Source organism: Microbacterium sp. M4A5_1d (genome assembly GCF_053345465.1).
Genome location: NZ_JBKFAD010000002.1, coordinates 663,661 through 686,137, shown reverse-complemented (window position 1 = coordinate 686,137; position 22,477 = coordinate 663,661). Strand labels below are relative to the sequence as shown.

At 70.9% G+C, this 22,477-nt stretch carries 23 protein-coding genes; 9 read left to right on the top strand and 14 right to left on the bottom strand.

Translation table 11 applies throughout. From position 1 onward, the window contains the following. The first annotated feature begins 41 nt into the window (after nt 1–41). The 4 genes from ACLBWJ_RS11520 to ACLBWJ_RS11505 all read left to right on the top strand — a co-directional run bounded on the left by ACLBWJ_RS11520 (nt 42) and on the right by ACLBWJ_RS11505 (nt 6,113). Nucleotides 42–1,586, top strand: coding sequence for a sugar ABC transporter ATP-binding protein (locus tag ACLBWJ_RS11520; RefSeq protein ID WP_447660361.1), 1,545 nt, complete (start codon nt 42–44; stop codon nt 1,584–1,586). After that, nucleotides 1,579–2,592 (top strand): LacI family DNA-binding transcriptional regulator, encoded by a 1,014-nt coding sequence (locus ACLBWJ_RS11515; RefSeq protein ID WP_447660344.1) that lies wholly within the window; start codon nt 1,579–1,581, stop codon nt 2,590–2,592. Before ACLBWJ_RS11520 ends, ACLBWJ_RS11515 begins: the two co-directional genes overlap by 8 nt. Nucleotides 2,593–2,639: 47 nt before the next feature. Further along, entirely contained in the window at nt 2,640–3,530 is an 891-nt protein-coding gene (locus ACLBWJ_RS11510) for a hypothetical protein (protein ID WP_274179378.1), read from the top strand. 72 nt (nt 3,531–3,602) lie between these two features. Further along, nucleotides 3,603–6,113, top strand: a complete 2,511-nt coding sequence (locus ACLBWJ_RS11505) for a DUF2156 domain-containing protein (protein ID WP_282501486.1) — start codon at nt 3,603–3,605, stop codon at nt 6,111–6,113. Between the two features lie 7 nt (nt 6,114–6,120). Here ACLBWJ_RS11505 and ACLBWJ_RS11500 read toward each other — a convergent pair whose 3' ends face one another. From ACLBWJ_RS11500 to ACLBWJ_RS11485, 4 genes are all read right to left on the bottom strand, one after another. Then, nucleotides 6,121–7,425, bottom strand: coding sequence for an alpha/beta hydrolase (locus ACLBWJ_RS11500; RefSeq protein ID WP_447660343.1), 1,305 nt, complete (start codon nt 7,423–7,425; stop codon nt 6,121–6,123). Between the two features lie 152 nt (nt 7,426–7,577). Then, nucleotides 7,578–8,093 (bottom strand): ASCH domain-containing protein, encoded by a 516-nt coding sequence (locus tag ACLBWJ_RS11495; RefSeq protein WP_447660342.1) that lies wholly within the window; start codon nt 8,091–8,093, stop codon nt 7,578–7,580. A 25-nt stretch (nt 8,094–8,118) separates the two neighbouring features. Beyond that, nucleotides 8,119–9,141 (bottom strand): SDR family oxidoreductase, encoded by a 1,023-nt coding sequence (locus ACLBWJ_RS11490; protein WP_282501489.1) that lies wholly within the window; start codon nt 9,139–9,141, stop codon nt 8,119–8,121. A gap of 133 nt (nt 9,142–9,274) precedes the next feature. Continuing rightward, nucleotides 9,275–9,643, bottom strand: coding sequence for a hypothetical protein (locus ACLBWJ_RS11485; protein ID WP_112617855.1), 369 nt, complete (start codon nt 9,641–9,643; stop codon nt 9,275–9,277). Nucleotides 9,644–9,806: 163 nt separating this feature from the next. On the opposite strand from ACLBWJ_RS11485, the gene ACLBWJ_RS11480 reads away from it, so the two are divergent. Beyond that, nucleotides 9,807–10,193 carry a hypothetical protein gene (locus ACLBWJ_RS11480; RefSeq protein WP_114587647.1) on the top strand — a complete coding sequence of 129 codons (387 nt, stop codon included), beginning with the start codon at nt 9,807–9,809 and terminating at the stop codon, nt 10,191–10,193. Here the strand turns inward: ACLBWJ_RS11480 and ACLBWJ_RS11475 are convergent. From ACLBWJ_RS11475 to ACLBWJ_RS11455, 5 genes are all read right to left on the bottom strand, one after another. Further along, the gene (locus ACLBWJ_RS11475) at nt 10,127–11,677 is read right to left on the bottom strand and encodes a UDP-N-acetylmuramoyl-L-alanyl-D-glutamate--2,6-diaminopimelate ligase (protein WP_447660341.1); all 1,551 of its coding nucleotides are present in this window, start codon (nt 11,675–11,677) and stop codon (nt 10,127–10,129) included. The two genes, ACLBWJ_RS11480 and ACLBWJ_RS11475, sit on opposite strands and share 67 nt — an antisense overlap. Before the next feature lie 118 nt (nt 11,678–11,795). Beyond that, nucleotides 11,796–12,092: a DUF7882 family protein gene (locus tag ACLBWJ_RS11470; RefSeq protein ID WP_112617853.1), complete on the bottom strand. Its 297-nt coding sequence runs from the start codon at nt 12,090–12,092 to the stop codon at nt 11,796–11,798. 52 nt (nt 12,093–12,144) lie between these two features. Then, nucleotides 12,145–12,597: a helix-turn-helix transcriptional regulator gene (locus tag ACLBWJ_RS11465; RefSeq protein ID WP_274179384.1), complete on the bottom strand. Its 453-nt coding sequence runs from the start codon at nt 12,595–12,597 to the stop codon at nt 12,145–12,147. 245 nt (nt 12,598–12,842) lie between these two features. Next, nucleotides 12,843–13,379 (bottom strand): HNH endonuclease signature motif containing protein, encoded by a 537-nt coding sequence (locus tag ACLBWJ_RS11460; protein ID WP_447660340.1) that lies wholly within the window; start codon nt 13,377–13,379, stop codon nt 12,843–12,845. Beyond that, the gene (locus tag ACLBWJ_RS11455) at nt 13,349–14,185 is read right to left on the bottom strand and encodes a DUF222 domain-containing protein (protein WP_447660339.1); all 837 of its coding nucleotides are present in this window, start codon (nt 14,183–14,185) and stop codon (nt 13,349–13,351) included. Before ACLBWJ_RS11455 ends, ACLBWJ_RS11460 begins: the two co-directional genes overlap by 31 nt. A 701-nt stretch (nt 14,186–14,886) precedes the next feature. Between ACLBWJ_RS11455 and ACLBWJ_RS11450 the strand changes: the two genes are divergently transcribed. Beyond that, entirely contained in the window at nt 14,887–15,171 is a 285-nt protein-coding gene (locus ACLBWJ_RS11450) for a hypothetical protein (RefSeq protein ID WP_447660338.1), read from the top strand. Nucleotides 15,172–15,201: 30 nt separating this feature from the next. On the opposite strand, the gene ACLBWJ_RS11445 is transcribed toward ACLBWJ_RS11450, so the two are convergent. Beyond that, nucleotides 15,202–16,731 (bottom strand): SulP family inorganic anion transporter, encoded by a 1,530-nt coding sequence (locus tag ACLBWJ_RS11445; RefSeq protein ID WP_282501495.1) that lies wholly within the window; start codon nt 16,729–16,731, stop codon nt 15,202–15,204. Between the two features lie 155 nt (nt 16,732–16,886). Between ACLBWJ_RS11445 and ACLBWJ_RS11440 the strand changes: the two genes are divergently transcribed. Beyond that, nucleotides 16,887–17,264: a MerR family transcriptional regulator gene (locus tag ACLBWJ_RS11440; RefSeq protein ID WP_274179388.1), complete on the top strand. Its 378-nt coding sequence runs from the start codon at nt 16,887–16,889 to the stop codon at nt 17,262–17,264. Between the two features lie 31 nt (nt 17,265–17,295). Here the strand turns inward: ACLBWJ_RS11440 and ACLBWJ_RS11435 are convergent, their stop codons facing one another. Continuing rightward, complete coding sequence (locus ACLBWJ_RS11435; protein ID WP_447660337.1) at nt 17,296–17,562, bottom strand: hypothetical protein; 267 nt, start codon at nt 17,560–17,562, stop codon at nt 17,296–17,298. A gap of 78 nt (nt 17,563–17,640) precedes the next feature. On the opposite strand from ACLBWJ_RS11435, the gene ACLBWJ_RS11430 reads away from it, so the two are divergent. Then, a complete protein-coding gene (locus ACLBWJ_RS11430) occupies nt 17,641–18,396 on the top strand; it encodes an SDR family NAD(P)-dependent oxidoreductase (protein WP_447660336.1) in 756 nt (251 codons plus the stop codon). Nucleotides 18,397–18,507: 111 nt separating this feature from the next. After that, nucleotides 18,508–18,963 carry a MarR family winged helix-turn-helix transcriptional regulator gene (locus tag ACLBWJ_RS11425; protein ID WP_274179391.1) on the top strand — a complete coding sequence of 152 codons (456 nt, stop codon included), beginning with the start codon at nt 18,508–18,510 and terminating at the stop codon, nt 18,961–18,963. A gap of 145 nt (nt 18,964–19,108) precedes the next feature. On the opposite strand, the gene ACLBWJ_RS11420 is transcribed toward ACLBWJ_RS11425, so the two are convergent. The 3 genes from ACLBWJ_RS11420 to ACLBWJ_RS11410 all read right to left on the bottom strand — a co-directional run bounded on the left by ACLBWJ_RS11420 (nt 19,109) and on the right by ACLBWJ_RS11410 (nt 22,472). Then, entirely contained in the window at nt 19,109–20,233 is a 1,125-nt protein-coding gene (locus ACLBWJ_RS11420) for a hypothetical protein (protein ID WP_447660335.1), read from the bottom strand. After that, entirely contained in the window at nt 20,230–20,583 is a 354-nt protein-coding gene (locus tag ACLBWJ_RS11415; protein WP_282501499.1) for a PadR family transcriptional regulator, read from the bottom strand. Before ACLBWJ_RS11415 ends, ACLBWJ_RS11420 begins: the two co-directional genes overlap by 4 nt. A 191-nt stretch (nt 20,584–20,774) precedes the next feature. Continuing rightward, nucleotides 20,775–22,472, bottom strand: a complete 1,698-nt coding sequence (locus ACLBWJ_RS11410; protein ID WP_447660334.1) for a LuxR C-terminal-related transcriptional regulator — start codon at nt 22,470–22,472, stop codon at nt 20,775–20,777. Between the last annotated feature and the right edge of the window lie 5 nt (nt 22,473–22,477).

Here is a 22,477-nt window from a genome sequence, read left to right as displayed (position 1 = left end):
CGCCGCGCCGCGGCAGCGCGGCGGGGCATCGGGGCGGCATGATGGTGCGCATGGATCCCGAGGCGGCGCCGACGCTCGAGGTGCGCGGCGCCGACGTGCGCTTCGGCCCCGAGCAGGCGCTCGCGAACGTCGATCTGCGGCTGTTCGCGGGCGAGGTGCACTCGCTGATGGGCGAGAACGGCGCCGGGAAGTCGACGCTCATCAAGGCGATCACCGGCGCGCTCCGACTGGACGCCGGCGAGATCCTGCTCGACGGCGCACCGGTGCACCTCGCTCGCCCCGCGGACGCGCTCGCGGCGGGCATTTCGACCGTCTACCAGGAGATCGACCTGCTGCCGAACCTCACGGTCGCCGAGAACGTCTCGCTCGGACGCGAGCCCCGCCGGTTCGGGCTCATCGACCATGCCGAGATGCGGCGCCGCGCCGCTTCGGCGCTCGAATCCCTCGGGGTATCGATCGACCCGGGCTCGCTGCTGTCGTCGCACTCGCTCGCCGTGCAGCAGCTGGTGGCCATCGCGCGCGCGGTCTCGGGACCGAACCTGCGGGTGCTCGTGCTCGACGAGCCGACCTCGAGCCTCGACGCCGACGAGGTCGCCGAGCTGTTCCGCGTCGTCCGCGAGCTGACCGCCCGCGGGATCGCGGTGCTGTTCGTGTCTCACTTCCTCGACCAGGTCTACGAGTTGTGCGACCGGGTCACCGTGCTGCGCGGCGGCCGCTTCGTCGGCGAGTACTCCACCACCGAGCTCCTGCGCGTCGAGCTCGTCGAGAAGATGCTCGGCGACTCCGCAGCCCGCCTCGCCGCGATCGACGACGACATCGCGCCGCTGAGCGACGGGCCGGTCGTGCTGTCGGCCCGGGGAGCACGGTCGAGCCGCACGCGACATGCGTTCGACCTCGAGCTCGCCGAGGGCGAAGTCATCGGGTTCGCCGGCCTGCTGGGTTCCGGACGCACGGAGTTCGCCCGCGCGCTGACGGGCGTGGACGGCCTCGACGAGGGCACGGTGCTCCTCGACGGCACCCCGCTCGGGGGCCACGGCCCGCGGTCGGCGATCGGGCGGGGTGTCGTCTACTCGTCGGAGAACCGCCGCACCGACGGTGTGCTGGGCGACCTCAGCGTGCTCGAGAACATCACGCTCGCCCTGCAGGCGCAGCGCGGCATCCTGCGCCCCGTGGGCGCCGCCCGCGCGCGCGAGCTCGCCCGCAGCTGGATCGAGGCCCTCAACATCCGACCCGCCGACATCGACCGCCCGGTCCGGGAGCTCTCCGGCGGCAACCAGCAGAAGGTCCTGCTCGCGCGGCTGCTGGCCCTGTCTCCCCGCGTGGTCGTGCTCGACGAGCCCACGCGGGGCATCGACGTGGGCGCGAAGGCCGAGGTGCAGCGCCTGGTCGGAGAGCTCGCCGACAACGGCGTCTCGGTGGTCTACATCTCGGCCGAGCTCGACGAGGTGCTGCGGGTCTCGCACACCATCGCGGTCGTCCGCGACGGCCGCATCGCCCACGTCGTACCGGCCGCGGATCTCAGCTCCGACCTGCTGATCGCCCTCGTGGCGCGCGCCGACGACAAGACCGAAGAGGCCGATGACTGACGCGCGCACGCCCCGGGCAGCGAACATCTTCGACGTCGCGAGACTCGCCGGTGTCTCTCATCAGACGGTGTCGCGGGTGCTCAACGACATGCCGAACGTCCGGCCCGCCACACGCGAGCGGGTCGAGAAGGCGATCGCGCAGCTGCGCTACAGCCCCTCTCCCGCGGCGCGGGCGCTCGTGACCCGCCGCACCCGGACGATCGGTCTGATCACGCCGGGGACGGTGCAGTTCGGGCCGACCTCCGTCGCGACCCACTTCAACTTCGCCGCGCGCTCGGAACGCTACAACGTCGATGCGATCAGCTCGCCGGAGAGCGACGTCGCCGCCGTGCGGTCGGCGATCGACGGCCTGCTGCGCCAGCGCGTCGACGCGATCGTCCTCATCGTGGTCGACCTCGACGTGCTCGCGGCCATCCAGGGGCTCGAGCTCGACATCCCGCTGGTCGCCGTCGCCGCCACCAGCCGGCCGCATCCGCAGCTCGTGTCGATCGACCAGTACCGGGGTGCGCGGAGCGCCGTGCGCCACCTCGCCGAGAGCGGTCACCGCCGCATCCACCACATCGCGGGCCCCGCCCGCAATCCCGACGCCGCCGAGCGCGTGCGCGGGTGGCGCGACGAGCTCGTCGCGAGGCGGCTCGACATCCCGCCGCTCACCTACGGCGACTGGTCGGCTGCGAGCGGGTTCGGCATCGCGATCGAGAGCGACATCGCCGCGGGTGACGGCATCTTCGTGAGCAACGACCACATGGCGATCGGAGTACTGTCGGCGCTGCGCGAACGCGGTCTGCGGGTGCCCGAGGACGTCGGCATCGTCGGATTCGACAACGTGCCCGAAGCGGCGTTCCTCCATCCCGCGCTCACGACGGTCGAGCAGGACTTCCCGGCCCTGGGGGCCCTGATCATGCAGAAGGTCCTGCTCGTGGTGGAGCAGCCCGATGTCGTCACCGAGGCCACCCCGCTGCCGACCCGCCTCATGGTCCGGCAGTCGTCGGTGTCGGACGGCTGAGCGCCGCTCCCAGCGTTCTCGTGACCGGGTGCGGCACGATCGTTCCCATGGCCTCTCGATCCCGGATGCGGCGGCGCCGTCGCCGGATCGGGATCGCGGCTGTGCTCGTTCTCGTCCCCGCACTGCTCGTCACCGTCATCGTCGCGATCGGGGTGACGGCGTCGAATCTCTCGGCGCTCCCCGGCGCGCAGCCGCAGCCGGCCGAGGAGCCGCGGGAGCTCCCGCCGAACGTCGGTGACATCGATCCCGGGAACCTCATCGACGACGCCCTGTTCTTCGATCACGACGCGCTCTCAGCCGCCGAGATCCAGGCGTTCCTCGACGATCGGATCGGCGAGTGCGCCAATGACGCGTGTCTGAACGTCGCCACCGCGGGGATCTCGTCGCGTGAGGCTCGGGTCTCGCAACGCACCGGCGACGTCATCTGCCGCGCGATCGAGGGGGGTGAGCTGCCGGTCGCGGAGATCATCCACCGGGTGCAGGAGGCCTGCGGGATCTCGGCCCGCGTCATCCTCGTCACCCTGCAGAAGGAGCAGTCGCTGGTCGAGGGCCGCGCCGCCCGGGCGCCCACGGAGGGACGGTTGCGGGCGGCGATGGGCGCGAGTTGTCCCGACACCGCTCCCTGCGACCCGGAGTACGAAGGCGTGGGCGCGCAGATCGTCGCGGGGGCGACCGATCTGGCCTCGTACCGCGCATCAAGCTTCATGCGCCAGCCCGGCACGCACTTCATCGCCTTCCACCCCGACCCCGCGTGCGGGGGAACGGATGTCGCGATCGAGAACGACGCGACGGCGGCGCTGTACAACTACACGCCCTATCAGCCCGACCCGGCCGCGCTGTCGGCGGGGTGGGGCTCGGGCGGCCCGTGCTCGTCGTACGGCAACCGCAACTTCGCTTACTACTTCGCGCTGTGGTTCGGCTCTGTTCGAGCCGGATGAGGGTGCGAGCCGGATAAGCGTGAGCTGTGCGTGGACTCTGTGCCCACAGGCGGAGCCACTATCGTGCGTCAGGTGACGTCACCCCTGCGCGACCTGCGTACCTTCGCCACGAGCGCGCGCTCGTGGTCGCGCCATCGACCGGTGACGCTGCTGATCGCGGCCTTGACGATCGGACTCAGCGTCGCGGGGATGATCTTCCAGCCGATCGACTGGGGCTTCATCCCGGTCGACGACGCCGACCCGGCGGGCACCGCGGTGCGTCACTGGTGGAGCTCGCTCACCTCGCTCTTCGTCGTGGAGACGGCGCCGGCGCTCGTCGCGTTCGTCGTCCTCGTGATCCTCGTCGTCGGCGCGGCGGAGCGCGCGATGGGAAGCCTGCGGACCGCGATCGCGTACGTCGTCGGCGGGGTCGCGGCGTCGTTCCTCGGGTTCGCGATCGATCTGTTCGAGCAGACCTACCTCGCCGGCATCCCGTTGAACGCACCCGCCGTCGACGTCTTCTCCCCCACCGCCCCGCTGCTGGCGACGGCGATGGCGGCGAGCGCCTTCTTCGGGACGATCTGGCGCCGCCGCACGAGACTGCTGGCGCTCTTCTCCGCCATCACGCTCTACCTCTACTCCGGCGGCGCGAACGATCTGTTCTCGCTCCTCGCGGTTCCCGTCGGCTTCGCGCTCGGCTTCGCACTGGGGGGCCGCGTCCGCGGCTTCCGGCTGGTGCGCAGCTCGTACTACGAGAAGCGCGTCCTGCTGGCCGCCATCGTCGCGATCACCGCGATCGGCCCGGTCGTGGCGACCGCGTCCGGCTCGGGCGCCGGGCTGCTGTCGATCTACGGGTACCTCTCCATCGATCCGCTGAGCGTGGTGGACGGTCAGGTGTGCGCCTTCGGTTCGCCCGGCGCGCCCTGCCCCGACGACTTCTCCTCGATCGCCGATCTGCAGGGCTGGTCGAGTGTCGTGGCGCTGCTGCCGCTGATCGTCCTGCTGCTCGCGGCCTGGGGCATCCGGGGCGGGCGGCGCATCGCGCTCGCGGTCGCGGTCGCCATCAATCTCGCGATCTTCGCGGGGATGGTCTACACCTTCCTCGTGATCGAGCCCGACACGGTCGCCGCGATCGGCGCCGCCGTCGACCCCGAGACCGCCGACTTCGTCTGGCAGACGCTCACGGGCGTCATCGTCGGGGCGATCGTGCCGCTGGCCGTGGCGGTCGTACTGATCGCGTTCCGCGGGGCGGCGCGCGTCTCGACGGCCGCGGCGGCCAAGCGCACGTTCGCCCTCACCGTGGCGATCGGCACCGCCCTGACGCTCGCTGCCTCCTTCGCCGGGACGCTCCTCCTCGCCGACGGTTTCCGTCCGGGGATCGACGCCGTGATGGTGCTGCGGGCGCTCCCGCTGCGCCTCGTGCCGCCGACCCTCATCCCCTCCGACATCGTCGAGTTCGTGCCCGAATCGGCCGCCGCGCAGGCACTGTGGTACCTGCCGTCGCTGGTGTTCTGGATGCTGCTGATCGTGGCGGTCGCTCGGGTGCTCCTGAATCCGCGCACCGTGCTCGACGCACCCGACCGCCTGCGCGCCCGGGGCGTGCTCGAGCGGGGCGGGGGCGACACGCTGTCGTTCATGTCGACCTGGCGCGGCAACTCGTACTGGTTCGCTCCCGACGCTGACGCTGCGATCGCCTACCGCGTGCGCGGCACCATCGCGGTGACCCTCGGCGGCCCCTTCGGCCCCGATCACGACCGCCCCGACGTCGTGTCGAACTTCGTGGAGTTCTGCGGAGCCCACGGCTGGACGGCGGTGTTCTACAGCGTCGACGCACGCGAGGGCAGCATCTTCGATCATCTCGGCTGGCAGCGGATGCCGGTGGCCGAGGAAGCCGTGCTCCACCTGCCCGACTGGAACACGGCTGGTAAGAAGCGCCAGGACATCCGCACCGCCACCAACCGCGCATCCCGCTCGGGCATCACCGCGGTGTGGACCTCATGGCGCGAGCTCAGCGCGGGCCAGCACGCCCAGATCCGCGAGATCTCCGAGGGCTGGGTCGCCGACCGGTCGCTGCCCGAGATGGAGTTCACCCTCGGCGGCGTCGACGAGCTCGACGACCCGGCGGTGCGCATCATGATGGCGGTCCACGAGAGCGGCCGGATCGAAGCGGTCACGAGCTGGCTGCCGATGTTCGAGCACGGCACGGTGACCGGATACACCCTCGACTTCATGCGCCGGCGGGGCGATGCGATGAACGGGATCATGGAGTTCGTGATCGGCGCCGCCGCCGACCGGATGAAGGGCGACGGGCTGACGCTCCTCAGCCTGTCGGGGTCGCCGCTCGCCTCGACGCAGCTCGGTGACGACGCCGCCCGCACCAATGTCGCGCGACTGCTCGACCTGCTGGGCGGGCTGCTCGAGCCGGCCTACGGGTTCCGGTCGCTGCTGAACTTCAAGCGCAAGTTCCAGCCCGAGTTCGTGCCGCTGTGGGCCGTGTACCCCGACCCGGCGATGCTCCCAGCGCTGGGGGTCGCGCTCACCCGCTGCTACCTGCCCACGCTGACCCTGTCGCAGGCGGTGCGCATGGCGGGCGCGCTGCGCTAGCGGCGGCTCAGCGGCCCAGACCCCAGTGGTCCGCGATGACGGTCAGCCCCTGCTGGAAGATGTACGACCATGACGTCGCGTCGTGGGCGCTCCCCTGGGCCTCGACGTAGGTGGCATCCATTCCGGCGGCCTGCGCCGCCTGGTAGATCCGCTGCACACCCGGGAGGAAGCCGGCGTCATTGCTGCCCACGCCGAACACCGCGGTCATATCGCGATAAGGGGCGTGAGCGGCCATGATCGCGGCGGGCTTGGCCGCCTCGTACGCGGCCCGGTCGCCGCCGAAGCCCTGCGCGATCGTCGTCGCCTCGTCGCCGAGCGAGGGGAACTCCTCACCCGAGGCGTCGAGGATCGCGCTGAAGAGCTCGGGGTGGGCGGACCCGAGCTGGATCGAGCACGTACCGCCCTGCGAGAGCCCGCCGATCCCCCAGAAGTCGGGGGCGTCCAGGACCGGCAGGTTGGCCTTGATCCACGTCGGCACATCGACGGTGAGGTAGGTGGCGGACTTCCCGAGCGGCGAGTCGATGCACATCGGGTTGGCGTCGGGTGAGCCCAGCTGGTCGGGCGAGACGACGATCGGCGCGAGGCCGTCGTGAGCCGCGGCGTAGGCGTCGAGCGATTGCTGCAGGTGCGCCGCGATCAGCGGGTCCTGGGGCTGCCCCGGCTGCCCCGAGAGCACGATGAGCACCGGCAGCAGCGGCGGGTTGTCGGTGAGCGCTGCGGGCGGGCGATAGACCACGGCCGGGCGGGCAGGAAACCCAGAGGCCGTGGCGGGGATCGTGACCGTGCCGACCTCGCCCGTCGACGGCATCCCGTCGGGGGCGGTCCAGCCCGCGATCGTCGGGCGTTCGGCTCCGCCGTCGAGCGACGGCAGATCGGCGGCGCCGAACGCGGGCAGTCCGAGCGCGGTGCGCACGGTCGGGTACTGGCCGAACGCGATGTTCACGCCCATGGCCGCGGTAGCTGCGAAGAGCACGATCGCGATCGGCGCGGCGACGGCACGTCGCCAGGTCGGCCGCCACAGCGAGGCGAGGGCGACTCCGATGGCGGCGAATCCGAGTGCGACCCACATCCGTGAATCGGCGGTGAGGACGACGCCGAACAGGTTGTAGTGATCCGCCAGCAGCCACGTCAGCGCCATCCCGAACAGACCCGCGGCGACGGCCGCCGCCGCAGCGGTCAGCGTCCACCGGCGACGCTGCCAGCGCCGGCTGGGTCGCAGCACGACGAGCGACACGAACGCGAGGCCGGCGAGGATGCACGTGATCACGACGGCCGGTCCGGAGAGGATGTTGATGTCGAGCAGCCAGTTCACATCGACCTCCCGAGGGTCGCGTCGAGCCGGGATGGCGCGGCGGGCTCACCGACCCGTCCACAGCGTAAACCGGACCGCGTGCTCGACCCCGCGCGCGGTCCGGTTTTCGCGGCGGTTTCATCAGGTCGGGGATGGCCGCGACGCGGTCGGGCTCAGTCGGCGTGCTCGGGCGGCCAGACGACCGAGAACCGCTCGAAGACGATGTCCTCGTCCTCCGACCACTCCGCCCCGCGGGCGGCGGCGACGCGCGTCCAGTAGCGCCGGTGCTCGCGCTGCCAGCTCTCGAGCGACAGGTCGTCCTCGCCCTCGTCGGCGGCGAACGCGGCATCCGCGCTCGTGAACGGCCCCAGGCGCAGTTCGGTCGTGCGGATGATGATGCGCGGAGCGCCGGTGCTGTCGCAGGCGATCCAGTGCGATCCGATCCGCGGGATCAGATCGCCGCGGGCGACGAAATCGGCGACGAGCTCGGCGGTGGCACGCTTGCCGCCGGCGAGAACGATGCCGAGCAGCTCATCTGCCAGGCGCACGTTGTCGCCGAAGTGCTCGACGGTGTACTCGGGTGCAGCGAGCACGGCCTCGGGGTGCGCCGTCCGGTACTGCTCCCACATCTCGGCCGCGGCGGCTTCGTCGAGGGGCAGGGCGCGGGATGATCCGCTGTATTCGCTCATCCCTCGATCCTCGCACCCGCCCGTCTCAGCGCCGCCGCGCCACCGCCCTCGCGCCGGCGATCAGGCCGACGAGCGCCGCCGACGCCGCGGCCGACGCCGCGGTGTACAGCGGGGCCCGGTGCCGGATGGCCCAGGTCTGCACGCTCCCGCCCCGCGCGCGGTCGTCGAACGCACCATGGGCGCCGTGGTCGCCCGGCACCGGCTCGTACAGGTTCGGAGCCGTCCCGGACGCAGCCGATCCCGGCGCGAACTGACCCTCCCAGGCGTTCTTCGCGAGGTACCAGTCGAGGAAGCGCCCGGCGACGCGAGTGCCGAGGATGAGGCCGACGGTCGACTCCCCCACCCACGTGCGCCGGCGCGGCTTGTCGGCGACGTCGGCGACGGCTCGGGCACCGACCTCGGGCTGGAAGATGGGCGGCACCGGCTGCGGATGCTGCGAGAAGTTCGACTTCACCCATCCGAATTGCGTCGTGTTGAGGGCGGGCATGTCGACGATCGAGACGGCCACGCGGCTCTTCTCGTGTGTGAGCTCGGAGACGACGGAATCGGTGAAGCCGTGGATCGCGTGCTTCGCGCCGCAGTAGGCCGCCTGCAGCGGGATGCCGCGGTGGGCGAGCGCCGACCCGATCTGGATGATGTGTCCGTGGCCCCGGTCGCGCATCCGCCGGAGCGCCGCGCGGGTGCCGTTGACGGTGCCGAGGTAGGTGACAGCCGTGGCGCGGTCGAAGTCGTCGGCCGAGGTGTCGAGGAAGGTCGCGATCGCCCCCGACATGACGTTGTTGACCCACAGGTCGATCGGGCCGAGGGCGCCCTCGACATCGGCGGCGGCCCGGTCGACGGCGTCCGCATCGGCCACGTCGACCGACACCGCGTGCGCGCGCCGGCCCGCCGCCTCGATGTCGGCGACAGCGCCGTCGAGGCCGTCACGTCCGCGCGCGAGGACCGCGACGTCCCAGCCGCGGTGCGCGAGCTCACGGACGATGGCTCGACCGAGGCCCGCGCTTCCCCCGGTGACGACGGCGACTCCGCGCCCGCTCGCTGCAGCCATGACGATCTCCTTCCACCGAGGCATCCACGGTGGAAGCTCGCGATCGCGACCATTGTCGGCACGCGAGCGCGCGGGAACGCACCTGTTGCCAGGCAGGGTGCGATGGTCTAGGGAAAGGTCTCGGCGTGCGCGATCAGCGCATGCCCGACATCCGGTCCCACTCGATCGACTTGAACTGCAGGAACGTGCACAGGTTGCCGGCGAAGGCGACCTCGGCGGCAAGACCGGCCATCTGATAGGGCGTCAGGGTGAGGTCGTCGGACCGCGCGGTGAGGGTCGCCTCCCACTCGGGGTCGTCGATCGCCCGCGGCTGCATGTAGACGTCGGCGGGCGCATTCTCGAGGTGCACGATGACGAGTCCGGTGTCGAGCCCGTCCGACCCGTCCTGGATGGCGACCTTGACCGAGACGCCGGGAACTTTCCCCTGTTCGAGGAACTCGGCGACCCATTCCTCCAGGAGGGTCTTGGTCCGCACGGGGACCCGCGGGATGTCATCGCTCATCACGTGGGATTTTGTCATATATCGAACGAGATCGCCCGTCATTTCGGGTTGGATACGACGATGAATCGAACTACCCGTCGCATCCGGGTCTGCCCGGGATTCTCCCGGCCGAGGAGGTGTTACGCTCGGGCGGTTTGACGAGCGCCGACGGCCGGGAGAGAACGTGCCTTTTCACAGCAAGCAGACCCTCGAGCACTGGGTCGCTGAGTTCATCGACGCTCGCGGCGCCGGCGAAGAGGTGCGCGTGGCGGTGCAGGACGGTTCCGACGGGGCCGACACGGGCCTCGTCCTCGTCCCGCTCACGAACGCGCCGAACGCCGTGTACATCGAGCCGCGGCCGGCGGGCGACGACCTCGACTGGTGCGTCTCCATCGAGGGCGCGCCCGACACTCTCGTCCTGACCAGTCACGAGCTCAACGCACTGACTCACGAGCTCCAGATCGCTGCAGAGCTCTGCGCCTTCCTGCAGGAAAAGTCACTCGGTCATTTCGAGCCGTCGGAGAGCACCGCGGAGGACGACGCGGGCGAGCCCTCGACCCTCGGCAACTGAGAGTCGCCGCTTCCGGCGGCGTGCTTCTCGCGCCATTCCCGGAGGGCGGCCGTGGCGATCGACACATCGTCGGAGGCGACGGCGTCGTCGCCGATGATCTGCACCGACTCGTGGCCCTTGCCGGCGATGAGGACGATGTCGTCGGGACCGGCGGGGGCGACGGCCATCGTGATCGCGGCCGCTCGATCGCGGATGACGCGGACGTTCTCGACCGAGCGGAAACCGGCCAGGATGTCGGCCACGATCGCGTCGCCGTCTTCGTGATGCAGATCGTCGTCGGTGACGATGATCGTCTGTGCGAGCTCTTCGGCGATCACGGCCATCTCGGGTCGCTTGCCACGGTCGCGGTCGCCGGTGCAGCCGAACACGACGGTCAGCTGGCCGGCGCCGCCTGACAGGGCGATGAGGGCCTGCCGCAGGGCGTCGGGCGTGTGGGCGTAGTCGACGACGACCTGCGGGCCGGCGCCGGGCGACACGACCTGCATGCGTCCGGGTACCCGGCGGATCTCCCCCACTGCCCGCGCGATGGCGCCGGGGGCGACGCCCTGTGCGCGGAGGATGCCCGCCGTCATCGCGAGGTTGTCGATGTTGAACCGGCCGATGAGGGGTGATGCTACCTCGAAGCGGTCGTCCTGGATCGCGAGAGTGAAGTCGGCGCCGTCAGCGCGCATCCGGATGTCGTCGGCGCGGACCGTCGCCGCCGCTGCGCCGGACGTCGAGACGGTGACGTCGTCGAGTCCCGCGGGGAGCGCGATGCCCGCGACATAGGGGTCGTCGATGTTCCGCACCGCGGCGCGCACACCCGGAAGGCGGAAGACGCCCTGCTTCGCCTGGCCGTACGCTTCCATCGACTCGTGGTAGTCGAGGTGGTCGCGGGTGAGGTTCGTGAACGCGGCGATGTCGAAGTGGCATCCCTCGACCCTTCTCTGCGTGAGGGCGTGCGAGCTCAGCTCGATCGCGACCACGTCGGCGCCGGCCCGCCGGATGTCGGCGAGGAGCTCGTGCATGTCGACCACCGACGGGGTTGTGAGCGACGTCTTCGCCAGAGCGCCGAACAGGCCGGCTCCGAGTGTGCCGATGGTGGCGGCGCGGCGTCCGAGGAGCTCCCAGCTCTGCGCGAGGAGCTGCACCGTCGAGGTCTTGCCGTTCGTGCCGGTCACGCCCACCAATGTCATGTCGGCCGACGGACGACCGGTGTACTGGTCGGCCAGCCGCCCGATCACGGCGGCCAGGTTCGGGATGCCGCGCACCCGCGCATCGACGTGCGTGACGCTCGCGTCGGTCAGGACGAGAGCCGCGTCGCGCTCGAGCGCCTGCGTGATGTGCTCGCGGACCCGTTCGTCTCGGCCGAGCGCGACGAAGACGTCGCCGGCTTGCACGGTGCGGCTGTCGCCGCGCAGGCGACCGCCGGGTACGTTCCCCCCGGCGACCCCCGTCGCCCACCAATCAGGGTCGAGTTTCCGACCCTCCCCAGCGTCTTGCATGTACCGCCCCATCGATCTCTGACTCGACAGTTCCATGAACGGGCGGTCACCCGCGGGAAGAACACGTCGGAGCCTGAGATTGGCACCGTAACGTAAGCGCCGCTTAAGACGGAGAACGTCAGCTCTGGGGCTCGGGCACCATCCGCAGACCGTCGGCGCTGTTGGCCGATTCCATGAGGGCGTCGATCCATTTCGGGTTGATCTGCGGCTGGCGGCTGCCGGCGAACTGGAACTGGACCGAGATCGTGGGGTGCAGCCAGAAATCGCGACGGCTCGTGCCGTGCGGCGAGGTCGTCTCGAACATCAGCGGTTCGCCGCGCCGCAGCTTCGTCATCAGGACCAGCCGGAGATGCGCGAGCGCACGGTCGTCGATCTCGACGAAGTTGGCCGCGTTGTCGTAGAAGAATCTGCCCACCGGCACAGCCTAGGCGGCTGCGGGCAACGCGGGGCCGGGGCGTATCATCCGCTCACAGATAGAAGCCGTGACGCTCGAGCACGACGACGGCCTCATCGCGCGTCGATACGCCGAGCTTGGCGAACAGCGACCGCATCTGCGACTTGATCGTGTTGATGGAGACCGTGAACTCCCCGGCGATCTCGCCATAGGTCTTGCCGCCTCGCATCACCGAGGCGACGGATCGCTCGCGGGGTGTCAGGGCAGGCAGCGCCTGTGACGCGCGTGGTTCCCGCCGGTGGAATTCCTCCGTCGCGTCGGCAACCGCGGCGGCGAGGTCGGGACGGCGCTCGCGGAGGCGTTCTCGTAGCGGGGCCAGCTGCTCTCGCGGCACGCTGATGAATGGCGCGATGACGTCGCCGGCGTGATGAGCCAGGCGGACGCCGAGCCGATCCTTGCGCGAGGGTCGCCTCGGCGGGGTCGCCGCGGAGGACGAGCGCGATCGCTTCCGCCGTGGCTGCGGCATGCTGCGCGTACGGTCGCGTCGAGAGTTCCGGCTCCCAGCAGGATGTCGGCGACGGCGAGGGCCTCGAGGAGTACAGCCCAGCGTCACGCGGACGTCCGGCCACCGCGTAGGTCTCGGCCACCGCGGCGAACAGCGACCCCAGCGAGTCGAGCCCGAGCACACGCGATGCGCTCATGGAGGGGATGCCCGAAGCCCGAATCGTGACGCGACTTCCCAACATTCGTGCGCGGAGTCCGGGGGCAGGCTCAGAACGGTGGCGGTTCGTCCGGCGGCGGTCCGCCGGGTGCGGCATCCGGTGGCGGATCCGCGGTGTCGATGGTGAAGCACACCGCGGGTATGGGAACGTCTTCGCGGTAGACCCGGCCGAGGGGTGAGGTCCATTCCAGAACCCCGCCGCCGAGCTGTCGGACTTCCCATTTGGTGAATTGCTTCATGGAGTGGTGTCGTTGGCAGAGGTGGGCGAGGTTGAAGATGTGGGTGTGCCCACCCAGGGCGTAGTCGATGGTGTGATCCAGTTCGCAGCGGATCGCGGCCCGTCGGCATCCGGGGAACCGGCAGTGCTGGTCGCGGGCCATCAGGAGCTTCTTCATCGAAGCGGTGGGTCGGTAGGTGTCGATCTCAACCGGCGTCCGGGTGACCGGGTCGATGAACAACCGGTCCCACTCGCTGACCTGCCCGGCGAGCTCGCGCGCCGTATCGGCATCGATCAGCGCAGCGCCCACCGCTTCGGCGGGGTTCTCGTCACGCCCCATCAGCGTCTCGGCGGTGACGGCGACCTGCACGCGTGCCCGGATCGCCCCAGCCCACCGGCCCGATCGATCCCATACGTCGGGTCCACCACCGGCGCCCCGCCGAGGACGAGGTCGCCCAGAATGTCTGCGCGGAGCTGATCCATCGTCCGCGTGTCGGCGGCATCACTCTCCGCCCGGGCATCCTTCACCGACTGTCCCATCTGGGTGAGTCGGTCGAGCATCCCGGCGGCGATGACCGTCGGGAGGTTGGCGACGAGGTTCGACATCCCGTCCGTGCCGTGGAAGACCCGCACGCACCGCTCCGCCGCCGCGGCCTTGTGTCGCTCGGTGAAGTTCTGTGTATGCAACCGGGCCGCCAATGCATCCAACGCTGCCCGCACCCGGGAGGGCACATCCCGCTCACACACCGCGATCGCCGCCTCCGCGAACGAATCGCGCACCTCGGCGGGCACCCTCGCGCCGACCCGCACGACCACATCCACGTGGCCACGTTCGATCCGCCGCTGGGCCCACGCCTCGAACACGGCCGGGTAGTCATCGATGACGGTCATCGCGTGGTCGATCTCACCCTGCAGGCGCCGGTCGGTGAGTCGCGCCATCCCGGCGGCTTCGGCTGCGACCGAACGCAGCTCCATGTCCGACGCCATACCTCGTACCCCGTCGCGACGCGCCTCACGCAGAGCCGACCTGCCCAGCTCCGCCAACGCCCGCATTCGCGCGACATCCCCGACATGAAAGAGGTCGAGGGCCTCAGCGAACCCCGCGAAAGCCGCGGCGTGCGACGACCCACCCGAGGCGCCTTCGCCTCCGAGCCTGCGACCGCTATTCGATGTCATGTTCCCATTGTCGCAGCGGGTTACGACATTCGGGTCGAACTTATCTTCGATGCGAGAACGCGGTTCGCTCGACCGATTGGGGAGGAATCGACGAAACCACAATCCAGCATCCCCGAGCCAGGCCATCAGTCTCGGTCCGAATCTCATCCGACGAGGCTCCCCCCGCAACTTTTTTCGGGTTTCCGCGTCACGATCCGTCGCCTCGAACGTCTCATCAACATGCACCCTGCGACGAACGCCCGTCCGGCTCCCTCCGAAACGGGCACCCGGACCCGCGCTTCCCTCCGTCGCGACCGACCGCGCGCCGGAGCCCGCACCCGCAGCCGCGACCGCGACCGCGCCCGCACTCGCGCCACCAGCCTCACCCCCGCGTCCGCCGAGCCGCCCACCCGGGTCGGCACGATCAGGTTCCGCTCCCGCGCGGTGGCCGCTCGGTCGCACGCGGGCACGAGGTCAGCAGGCCGCTCGGGATGCCATCCGTCCGTCATGGATCGAGATCGACGGCGCAACTCTCACGGTCGCGTGGGGCTGGCCGAACGCCCGCAAGCGGTCATGGCAGCGCGGCGACGTCGGCTTCGTGTGCTCGTCGGGCACGACCAGCCGCGAGGGGGCGCCCGCCCGCCTCATCCTCGTCACCGACAAGTCGCACGGTGAGGCCGTCACGGCGACCATCGTCTGCGACGGCTTCTCGTACGAGGCGTATGCGACCCACGCCCGCTCCGAGCCCCACTACCACGCCGCCTCCCGCGACCGCAGCGGGTTTCGATCTGGCCGCGACGGGACAGCCGAATCTCCAGACGCAGCGTGCCCGCGTGGGCGAGGCGGTGCCGTGGCGCGATCAGCCGATGGCGCTCGATGCCGACGGCCGGTACACCTCGCGGTTCTCGGTGCCGACCGCCGGACCGGTGACGTTGGGGCTGCGTTACCTCGACCCCACCACCGGACGATTCGGTCCGGCATCCTTCGTGTCGTTCACCGCGTACTGACCGAACCGCCCGCAACCGCGCGGCCGCGGGTCAGTGCCCGCCGACGACGTTGCCGCTCAGGCGGCCGTGCAGAGCGGATGCGGTCGCGTTGAGTCCCTCGATCGCGACGGTCTTGCCGTGCCGCTCGTACTTGTTCACGACGGCGTCGAGCGCGGCCACCGTCGAGGCGTCCCAGACGTGCGAGCGGGTCATGTCGATGACGACGCGGGCGGGATCGTCGGCGTACGCGAACTGCGTGGTGAGGTCGTTGCTCGAGGCGAAGAAGAGCTCGCCGACGACCTCGTATCGGGCGACCGGCTCGTCACCGACGGCGTCGAGGGTTCGCGTGACGGTGACGAAATGGGCGACGCGACGAGCGAACATCACCATCGCGGCGATGACTCCGAGGATGACGCCGATCGCGAGGTTGTGGGTCCACACCGTCGCCACGACGGTGATGAGCATGACGGCCGTCTCGCTCTTCGGCATCCGCCGGAGGGTCGCCGGACGGATGCTGTGCCAGTCGAAGGTCGCCACGGTGACCATGATCATGACGGCCACAAGTGCCGCCATCGGAATGATCGCGACGACGTCGCCGAGCGCGAGCACGAGGATCAGCAGGAAGACCCCGGCGAGGAACGTCGAAATGCGCGTGCGCGCCCCCGACGCCTTCACGTTGATCATGGTCTGCCCGATCATGGCGCACCCGCCCATGCCGCCGAACGCGCCCGACAGGATGTTGGCTGCGCCCTGGCCGAGAGCCTCGCGCGTCTTGCGCGAGTGAGTGTCGGTGATGTCATCGACGAGCTTGGCGGTCATGAGCGATTCGAGCAGACCCACGACCGCCATGGCGAGCGCGTACGGCGCGATGATGCGCAGTGTCTCGAGGGTGAGCGGCACGTCGGGCACGAACAGTTCGGGCAGGCTCGAGGGCAGCTCGCCCTGATCGCCGACCGTCGGCACCTGCCAGCCGAACGCCACGACCGCCGCCGTGAGCAGCACGATCGTGACGAGCGGGGCCGGGATCACCTTCGTCAGCCGCGGCAGCGCGACGAGGATGATGAGCCCCGCGGCGACGAGCGGCCAGACGAGCCACGGGATGCCGTCACCGAAGAGCTGCGGCATCTGCGCGAGGAAGATGAGGATCGCGAGCGCGTTGACGAAGCCCACCATCACCGACCGCGGGATGAACCGCATGAGCTTCGCGACACCCAGCACCGCCAGCACGATCTGGATCACGCCCCCGAGAAGCACCGTGGCGATGAAGTAGTCCATGCCGTACTCGCGCACGACGGGCGCGATGACGAGCGCGATCGCCCCCGTCGCAGCCGTGATCATCGCCGGGCGGCCGCCGAGGAAGGCGATCGCGACCGCCATGATGAACGATGAGAAGAGCCCCACGCGGGGATCCACTCCGGCGATGATCGAGAACGCGATCGCCTCGGGGATGAGCGCGAGGGCGACGACGAGCCCGGCCAGCACCTCGCGGGTCAGCAGCCGGGGGCTGCGCAGAGCCTGCAGGACGGTCGGTTCGATGCGATAGCGCGCGGCGCTGTCGCGGGCGGGGGTGACGGCGGTCACTCGGTGCCTTTCGGTCGGCGCCCGACGACGCGGGCGGAGTGATCGCGCGGGCGGGGTGGTCGCGCAGCCCGCGCAGCGCCGGCTGTCCGACGCGGGAAGAATGAGGGGGCGGCGCAGAATGGCGCCGACGAGAATCTAACGTAACGTGAGGTTTGATGTCGAATCGCGATGAGGTCACCATGCGCATCGGAGAGGTGACCGAGCGGACCGAGCTGTCGTTCCGCACGCTCCGCCATTACGACGAGATCGGCCTCGTCACGCCGTCCGCGCGCACCGATGGGGGCTTCCGCCTCTACACGGAGGACGACGTGGCCCGCATCCTGCTCATTCGCCGCATGAAGCCGCTCGGGTACAGCCTCGACGAGATGCGCGAGCTGCTCGACGTCGTCGACGCCCTCACGGCCGCCCCCGCCGACGAGGAGCTGCGCGCCCGCCTCGAGACGATCCGGGCAGGCGCGACCGAGCGGCGCGAGAAGCTGACCCGGCAGGTCGCGATGGCCGACGAGTTCCTCGAGCAGCTCAGCGTCATCTGATCGACGCGAGACGGCGGAGCGGCCCCGGACCTCAGGCGTAGGCCCGGTGCACGTGCCAGCCACCCTCGCCGCAGTAGACGTCGAACACGAACGCCTCGCCGTCGGCATCCGTCGCCTGGAAGCGCCATCCGTAGAGCCCCCGTCGCCGATCGTCGTCGGCGGCGAGGGACCAGACCGAGTCGCGGAGGCGGGTCGGGATGTCGTTCACGCTCCATCGCCTGCCCGCGTAGAACATCCGCGCCGGGACGTCGTCGACGAGCCAGAGGGTGACGTCGTGAGCGCTCGTCGTGTCGGTCATGACAACCGAGGATAGAACAGGTATTCGATCCTCGCCAGGGCGTTATCCGAACACAGCTTCGCTCCGTACGCTGGACGCATGGATCTGAACAGCCTCTTCGGGCTCTCCGGCCGACGCGCCCTCGTGACCGGCGGGAGCTCCGGCATCGGCCGGGGAATCGCCGAGGCGCTGGCCGCCGCGGGGGCAGAGGTCATCGTCGCGGCCCGCGGTCGTGACCTGATCGACGAGACCGTCGGGCAGATCCGCTCCGAGGGCGGGCTCGCGTCGGGTATCGTCGCCGACCTGTCCTCCCGTGCCGGCTGCCACGAGCTCGCCGATCAGGCCGGCGACATCGACATCCTCGTGAACTCGGCGGGCATCAACATCCGCCCTCCCCTCCTCGAACTCGACGAGCCCGCCTGGGATGCCACGATGGCGGTCAACCTCGACGCCCCCTTCATCCTGGGCCAGCGATTCGCCCCCGGGATGATCGAGCGTGGGTACGGCCGCATCATCTCGATCAGCTCGCAGCAGGCGAGCCGCGCCTTCGCATCGAGCGGCGCCTACGGCGCGTCGAAGGCCGCCCTCGAGGGCCTCGCCCGCTCGCAGGCGGAGGCGTGGTCGGCATCCGGGGTGACCTCGAACGTGCTGGTCCCGGGCTTCGTCCTCACTCGCCTCAACGAGCGCCTCGCGAGCAACCCCGACGTCGTCGACGCGCTGGCCGCTCGCACCTTCGTCGGGCGCAACGGCGTGCCGGACGACTTCGCCGCCGCGGCGATCTTCCTGGCCGGCCCGGGCTCGGCCTATGTGACCGGCCAGTCGATCGCCGTGGACGGCGGTTTCTCGGTCCACTGAGGCTCACCTTCCTTCGCCCATACCAGGTGAGCGCTCCCACGGGAAGGGCTCCCCTTCGGCCGGATGCTCGGACAGACTGAGCCGCTAGGTCGATCAATACGGGGAGTCGTCATGGCAGTGCAGGGTGAGACATCGTCGGCATCGGCAGTCCTCGACGCGCTGTGGGCGTACGAGGCCGCGGAGGGCGCCATCCGGCTGCGGCTGCGCGACTCGATGCTCGTGTGCGAGAACGACCTGATCGCGCTCGAGACGCTCATCGAGGCGCACGATCGCGACGTCACGCTGACCCCGTCGAACATCACCCAGGAACTCGGGATCTCGTCCGCGAGCACGACCGCGATGCTCGATCGCCTCGAGCGTTCCGGGTACCTGCGGCGGCAGCCGCATCCCTCCGACCGCCGCAAGGTCTTCGTGACGCTCGGTGACCGCCCGGTCGAGAGCCTGCGCCAGTCGGGTACGGACGTGCAGCACCGCGTCGAGGATGTCATCGCCGACATGCCCGCCGGCTCCGCCGCCGTGCTCGTCGACTTCCTCTCGCGCATGCGGATCGCCGCCGAAGCGGCCTGACCTCCCACGCATGCCGGCCCGCGCCCGTGCCGCGTGCCGCGACGTGCCGCGATGCAAGGCATCCGATCCGACGCCCCGGTCCGGATGCCGCTGCCCCGGCGAGTCGCCCGCGATCCCCTGCAACCGCGCACCGGGGCGCCCGGGCTCAGGTCGCGGCGACCGGCACGCCCGTCGTCCGACGCCCGGCCGGGGCCCAGCCGAAGAGGAGAAGCGCCGCGGCGAAACTGAGCGGCCCGATCAGGTGGAAGACCTGAGACAGCGCTGAGACGTCACCGCCCGAGGTGGCGAAGGTGTCGGCGATCGACATCCCGATCGAGAATCCGGCGAACAGTCGCAGGAACAGCGCGGCCCCGATGATCGAGAGGTACAGGATGCCGAGCCGGCGGGGCGTCAGCCACGCCCCGCCCCTCGTCAGCGAGCCGACAGTCACACCGGCCGCCGCCACCAGCCACACCCCGACCCACACAGCCACCGCCCCCGCAGCGAACGCCGGGTCGAACCCGTCGGCCGCGATCATCGCGGCGTAGATGGCGTCCAACTCGTAGCCGGGCACCTTGGCGAGCGGATTCCACACCAGCAGATCGAGGGCGCCGAGCACGAGCAACGCCGTGACGGACACGAGCCCCGCGATCGCGACCGGCCGCCGTCGAGCCAGCGGTGCGGAGCGGTCCTCCAGGGCGAGCGGCATCGATCGCCAGGCGCCGGCCAGCCCGATCGCGGCACCGCCGACGGTGAGGCCGACGCCCGCGGCGCTCACCCCAGCCGCCACGGGGCGAACCGCGGCGAGCGCGAGCACGGGGATGCCGAGCGCGGTGGCGGCGAACGCGAACCTCACGACCGCCGACCGCGACAGCGCGGCCGCGCCGATGAAGAGGGCGATGGCGAGCAGCACTCCCCCGAACAGGAGCACGCTGAGCGCGGAACGGCCGGCGGCGAGCGCGATCTCGACCACAGCCGGTATGGCGACCTCCGGGGAGGTGAGATCCCCGGTCATCCACAGCGCGGCCGACGTCGCCCCGACCGCGGCGAGCAGCGTGACACCCCGCCGGCTCAGCCGGCGCGAAGCCGTGCCTCGGGGCTCGCCGGTCAGCACCGGGGAGTCACGGTCCGCGCTGAGGGCGACCGCGATCGCGCCGCGCACGACATCCCCCCGGCGCACCCCGGCTTCGTGAGCCCCGGCGACATCCGCCCGCCACTGCTCGAGATGACGTGCCCGCGACGCAACCGGCATCGTCCGGCTCACCGCCCGAAGGACAAGGTCGAGGTTCATGCGATCACTCCCCTCGCGTCGCCCCGGCCGCGTCCGGGCTCGGGCTCTTGCCGACGCGCTCGGCGGCGCTGCATCCGCACCTCATGCGCATCGACGGCGGCGCGGGCTGCGACGAGACCCTCCGGCGTCAGGCGGTACAGCCGCCGCCGGGGCCCGCTGCGATTCGGGTCGACCTCCCACTCGGAGGTCGCCCACTCCATCGACTCGAGGCGCTCGAGGATCGGGTACACGCTGCCCGCGGGCCGGCCGGTGCGGTTGACGATGCGAAGCCCCCACACCGGTTCGGACTCGCTGATCAGAGCCTCGAGCACATCGACGGTCGCCGGGGTGATGCGTGTGAGCGGCTGCATGACCGCATGCTATCTCTATATACCTAGAGATAGCCCCTGCGTGTCAGCCAGCCGCCCGTGCCGCGATGCAAGGCATCCGATCCGACACCCCGACCCGGATGCCGCATCCCCGGCGCGTCGCACACGATCCCTTGCATCCGCGCACCCGCGCACCGCGCACCGCGCACCGCGCACCGCGCACCGCGCAGACCTCAGCGCCGCCCGCCGAGCACGCGGGCGATCTCGCGGCGGCTCGACACCCCCAGGCGGCGCATGATGTTGGCCACGTGGTAGTCGACGGTCCGCTTCGAGAGGTGCAGCAGGCCGGCGATCTCGCCGCTGGTGTACCCCTGTCCGACGGCGTCAGCGACCTTCCGCTGCTGCTCGGTCAGCCGCGCCGCGGGCTCGCCGCCGCTCGATCCGCGCTGCATCTCCGTCGTCGTCGCGGCGACCGCCTCGTCGTACCGCCGCGCCAGCCCGCCCGCGCCGAGCTCCTGCAGCTCGGCACTGGCGTCTTCGTAGACGACGAGCGCGCGCCGCGGATCCGGCCGGCCGTGCGCACCGAAGAGGCTGTAGTGGATGCCGGCGACGACGCGCACCCACGCCCGCCCGAGCGGGTCGTGGTCGAGGGTCAGCAGCGCGAGGGCCCGGTCGACGGCGGTCGTCGCCTCGGCGTACCGTTCGTCGTGCTCCGCCAGGATCGACACGAAGGCCCAGGCGTACGCACTCTGGTCGGCTCCGGGCTGGGCGGTCCACAGGGCCACGCCGCGTCGCACCTCGTCGACCCGGCCGAGGTGCCACGAGGCGAGCAGGTTCAGCATCCGCCATTCGTCGACCCGGTACGGATGCCGGTACCCGGGCTCGGCGGCATCCTCCAGGGCCCGCCGCAGCGCCGACCAGTCGCTGAGCGAGATCGCCATCATGATGCGGGCGTGCGTGATCACGATCTGCGCGAGGAACGACGGGGTGTCGCGGCACAGCAGTGCGGCTCGGTCGAGCACGGGCCGGCTCGCGTCCATGTCGCCGCGGAGGGCGAGGAAGAGCCCGTGCACCGCGAGCGCCTGGGGCTCGAGCCAGTCGTGCTCGATCGACCCGGTCGGCGGAGCCGTCGCGCGCACCGCCTCGGCCGCCTCGCGCCACCGCCCCTGGCGTACGCGGACGAACGCGAGCTCGACCTCGGCGTGCAGGCGCACCCCGGGCCGCCACGCGGGTGCGAGGCGCGCACCGCGCGAGAGGTTGAGCGCGGCCTCCCCCAGCCGGCCCGACAGGTGCTCGACACTGCCGAGGCTCACGAGGGCGAGCGCATGCGCGGGCCACAGGCTGTTGCGCATCCGCAGCGGCGCCAGGGTCTCGATGAGGGCACGCCGCGCGGCATCCCCCGCTGCCGTGTGCTGCTCGACCATCGCGTCGAGACCGAGCAGGTCGAAGGCCACGTGCTCCGGGGCCGCGACCCGGCCCTCGACACCGGATGCCGCGGCCATGACCGCCCGGGCCGCGTCGATGCACCGTCGCGCCGGCACCCACGACGCCGATGCGACGCAGCCGGTCGCGACGTAGGACAGCAGCAGCGGCAGCAGCATCCCCTCGCCCTCGAGCGGATCGACGACGTCGGTCTCGTTCACCTCGGCGAGCGCGACGATGCGGGCCACAGCGCTGTCGAGGTCGCCGTCGCCGATCTGCAGCATCGCGAGCACGCCCTCGCGCAGAATCCCCTCCGGCAATGCAGCCACGTCGTCCCGGTGGGCGGCGAGCAGGTCGGCGCGGTAGCCGCGCATCCCGATCGAGCAGGCCAGTGCGAGGCCGTCGGCATCCCCGGCGGCATGTGCGGTGAGTGCGGCGCGGACCGCGGTCTCGGTCTCCCGGCGTCGCCACGCGGAGCGGGCCTCGTCGAGAAGCGGGTGTCGTGGCATCCGCC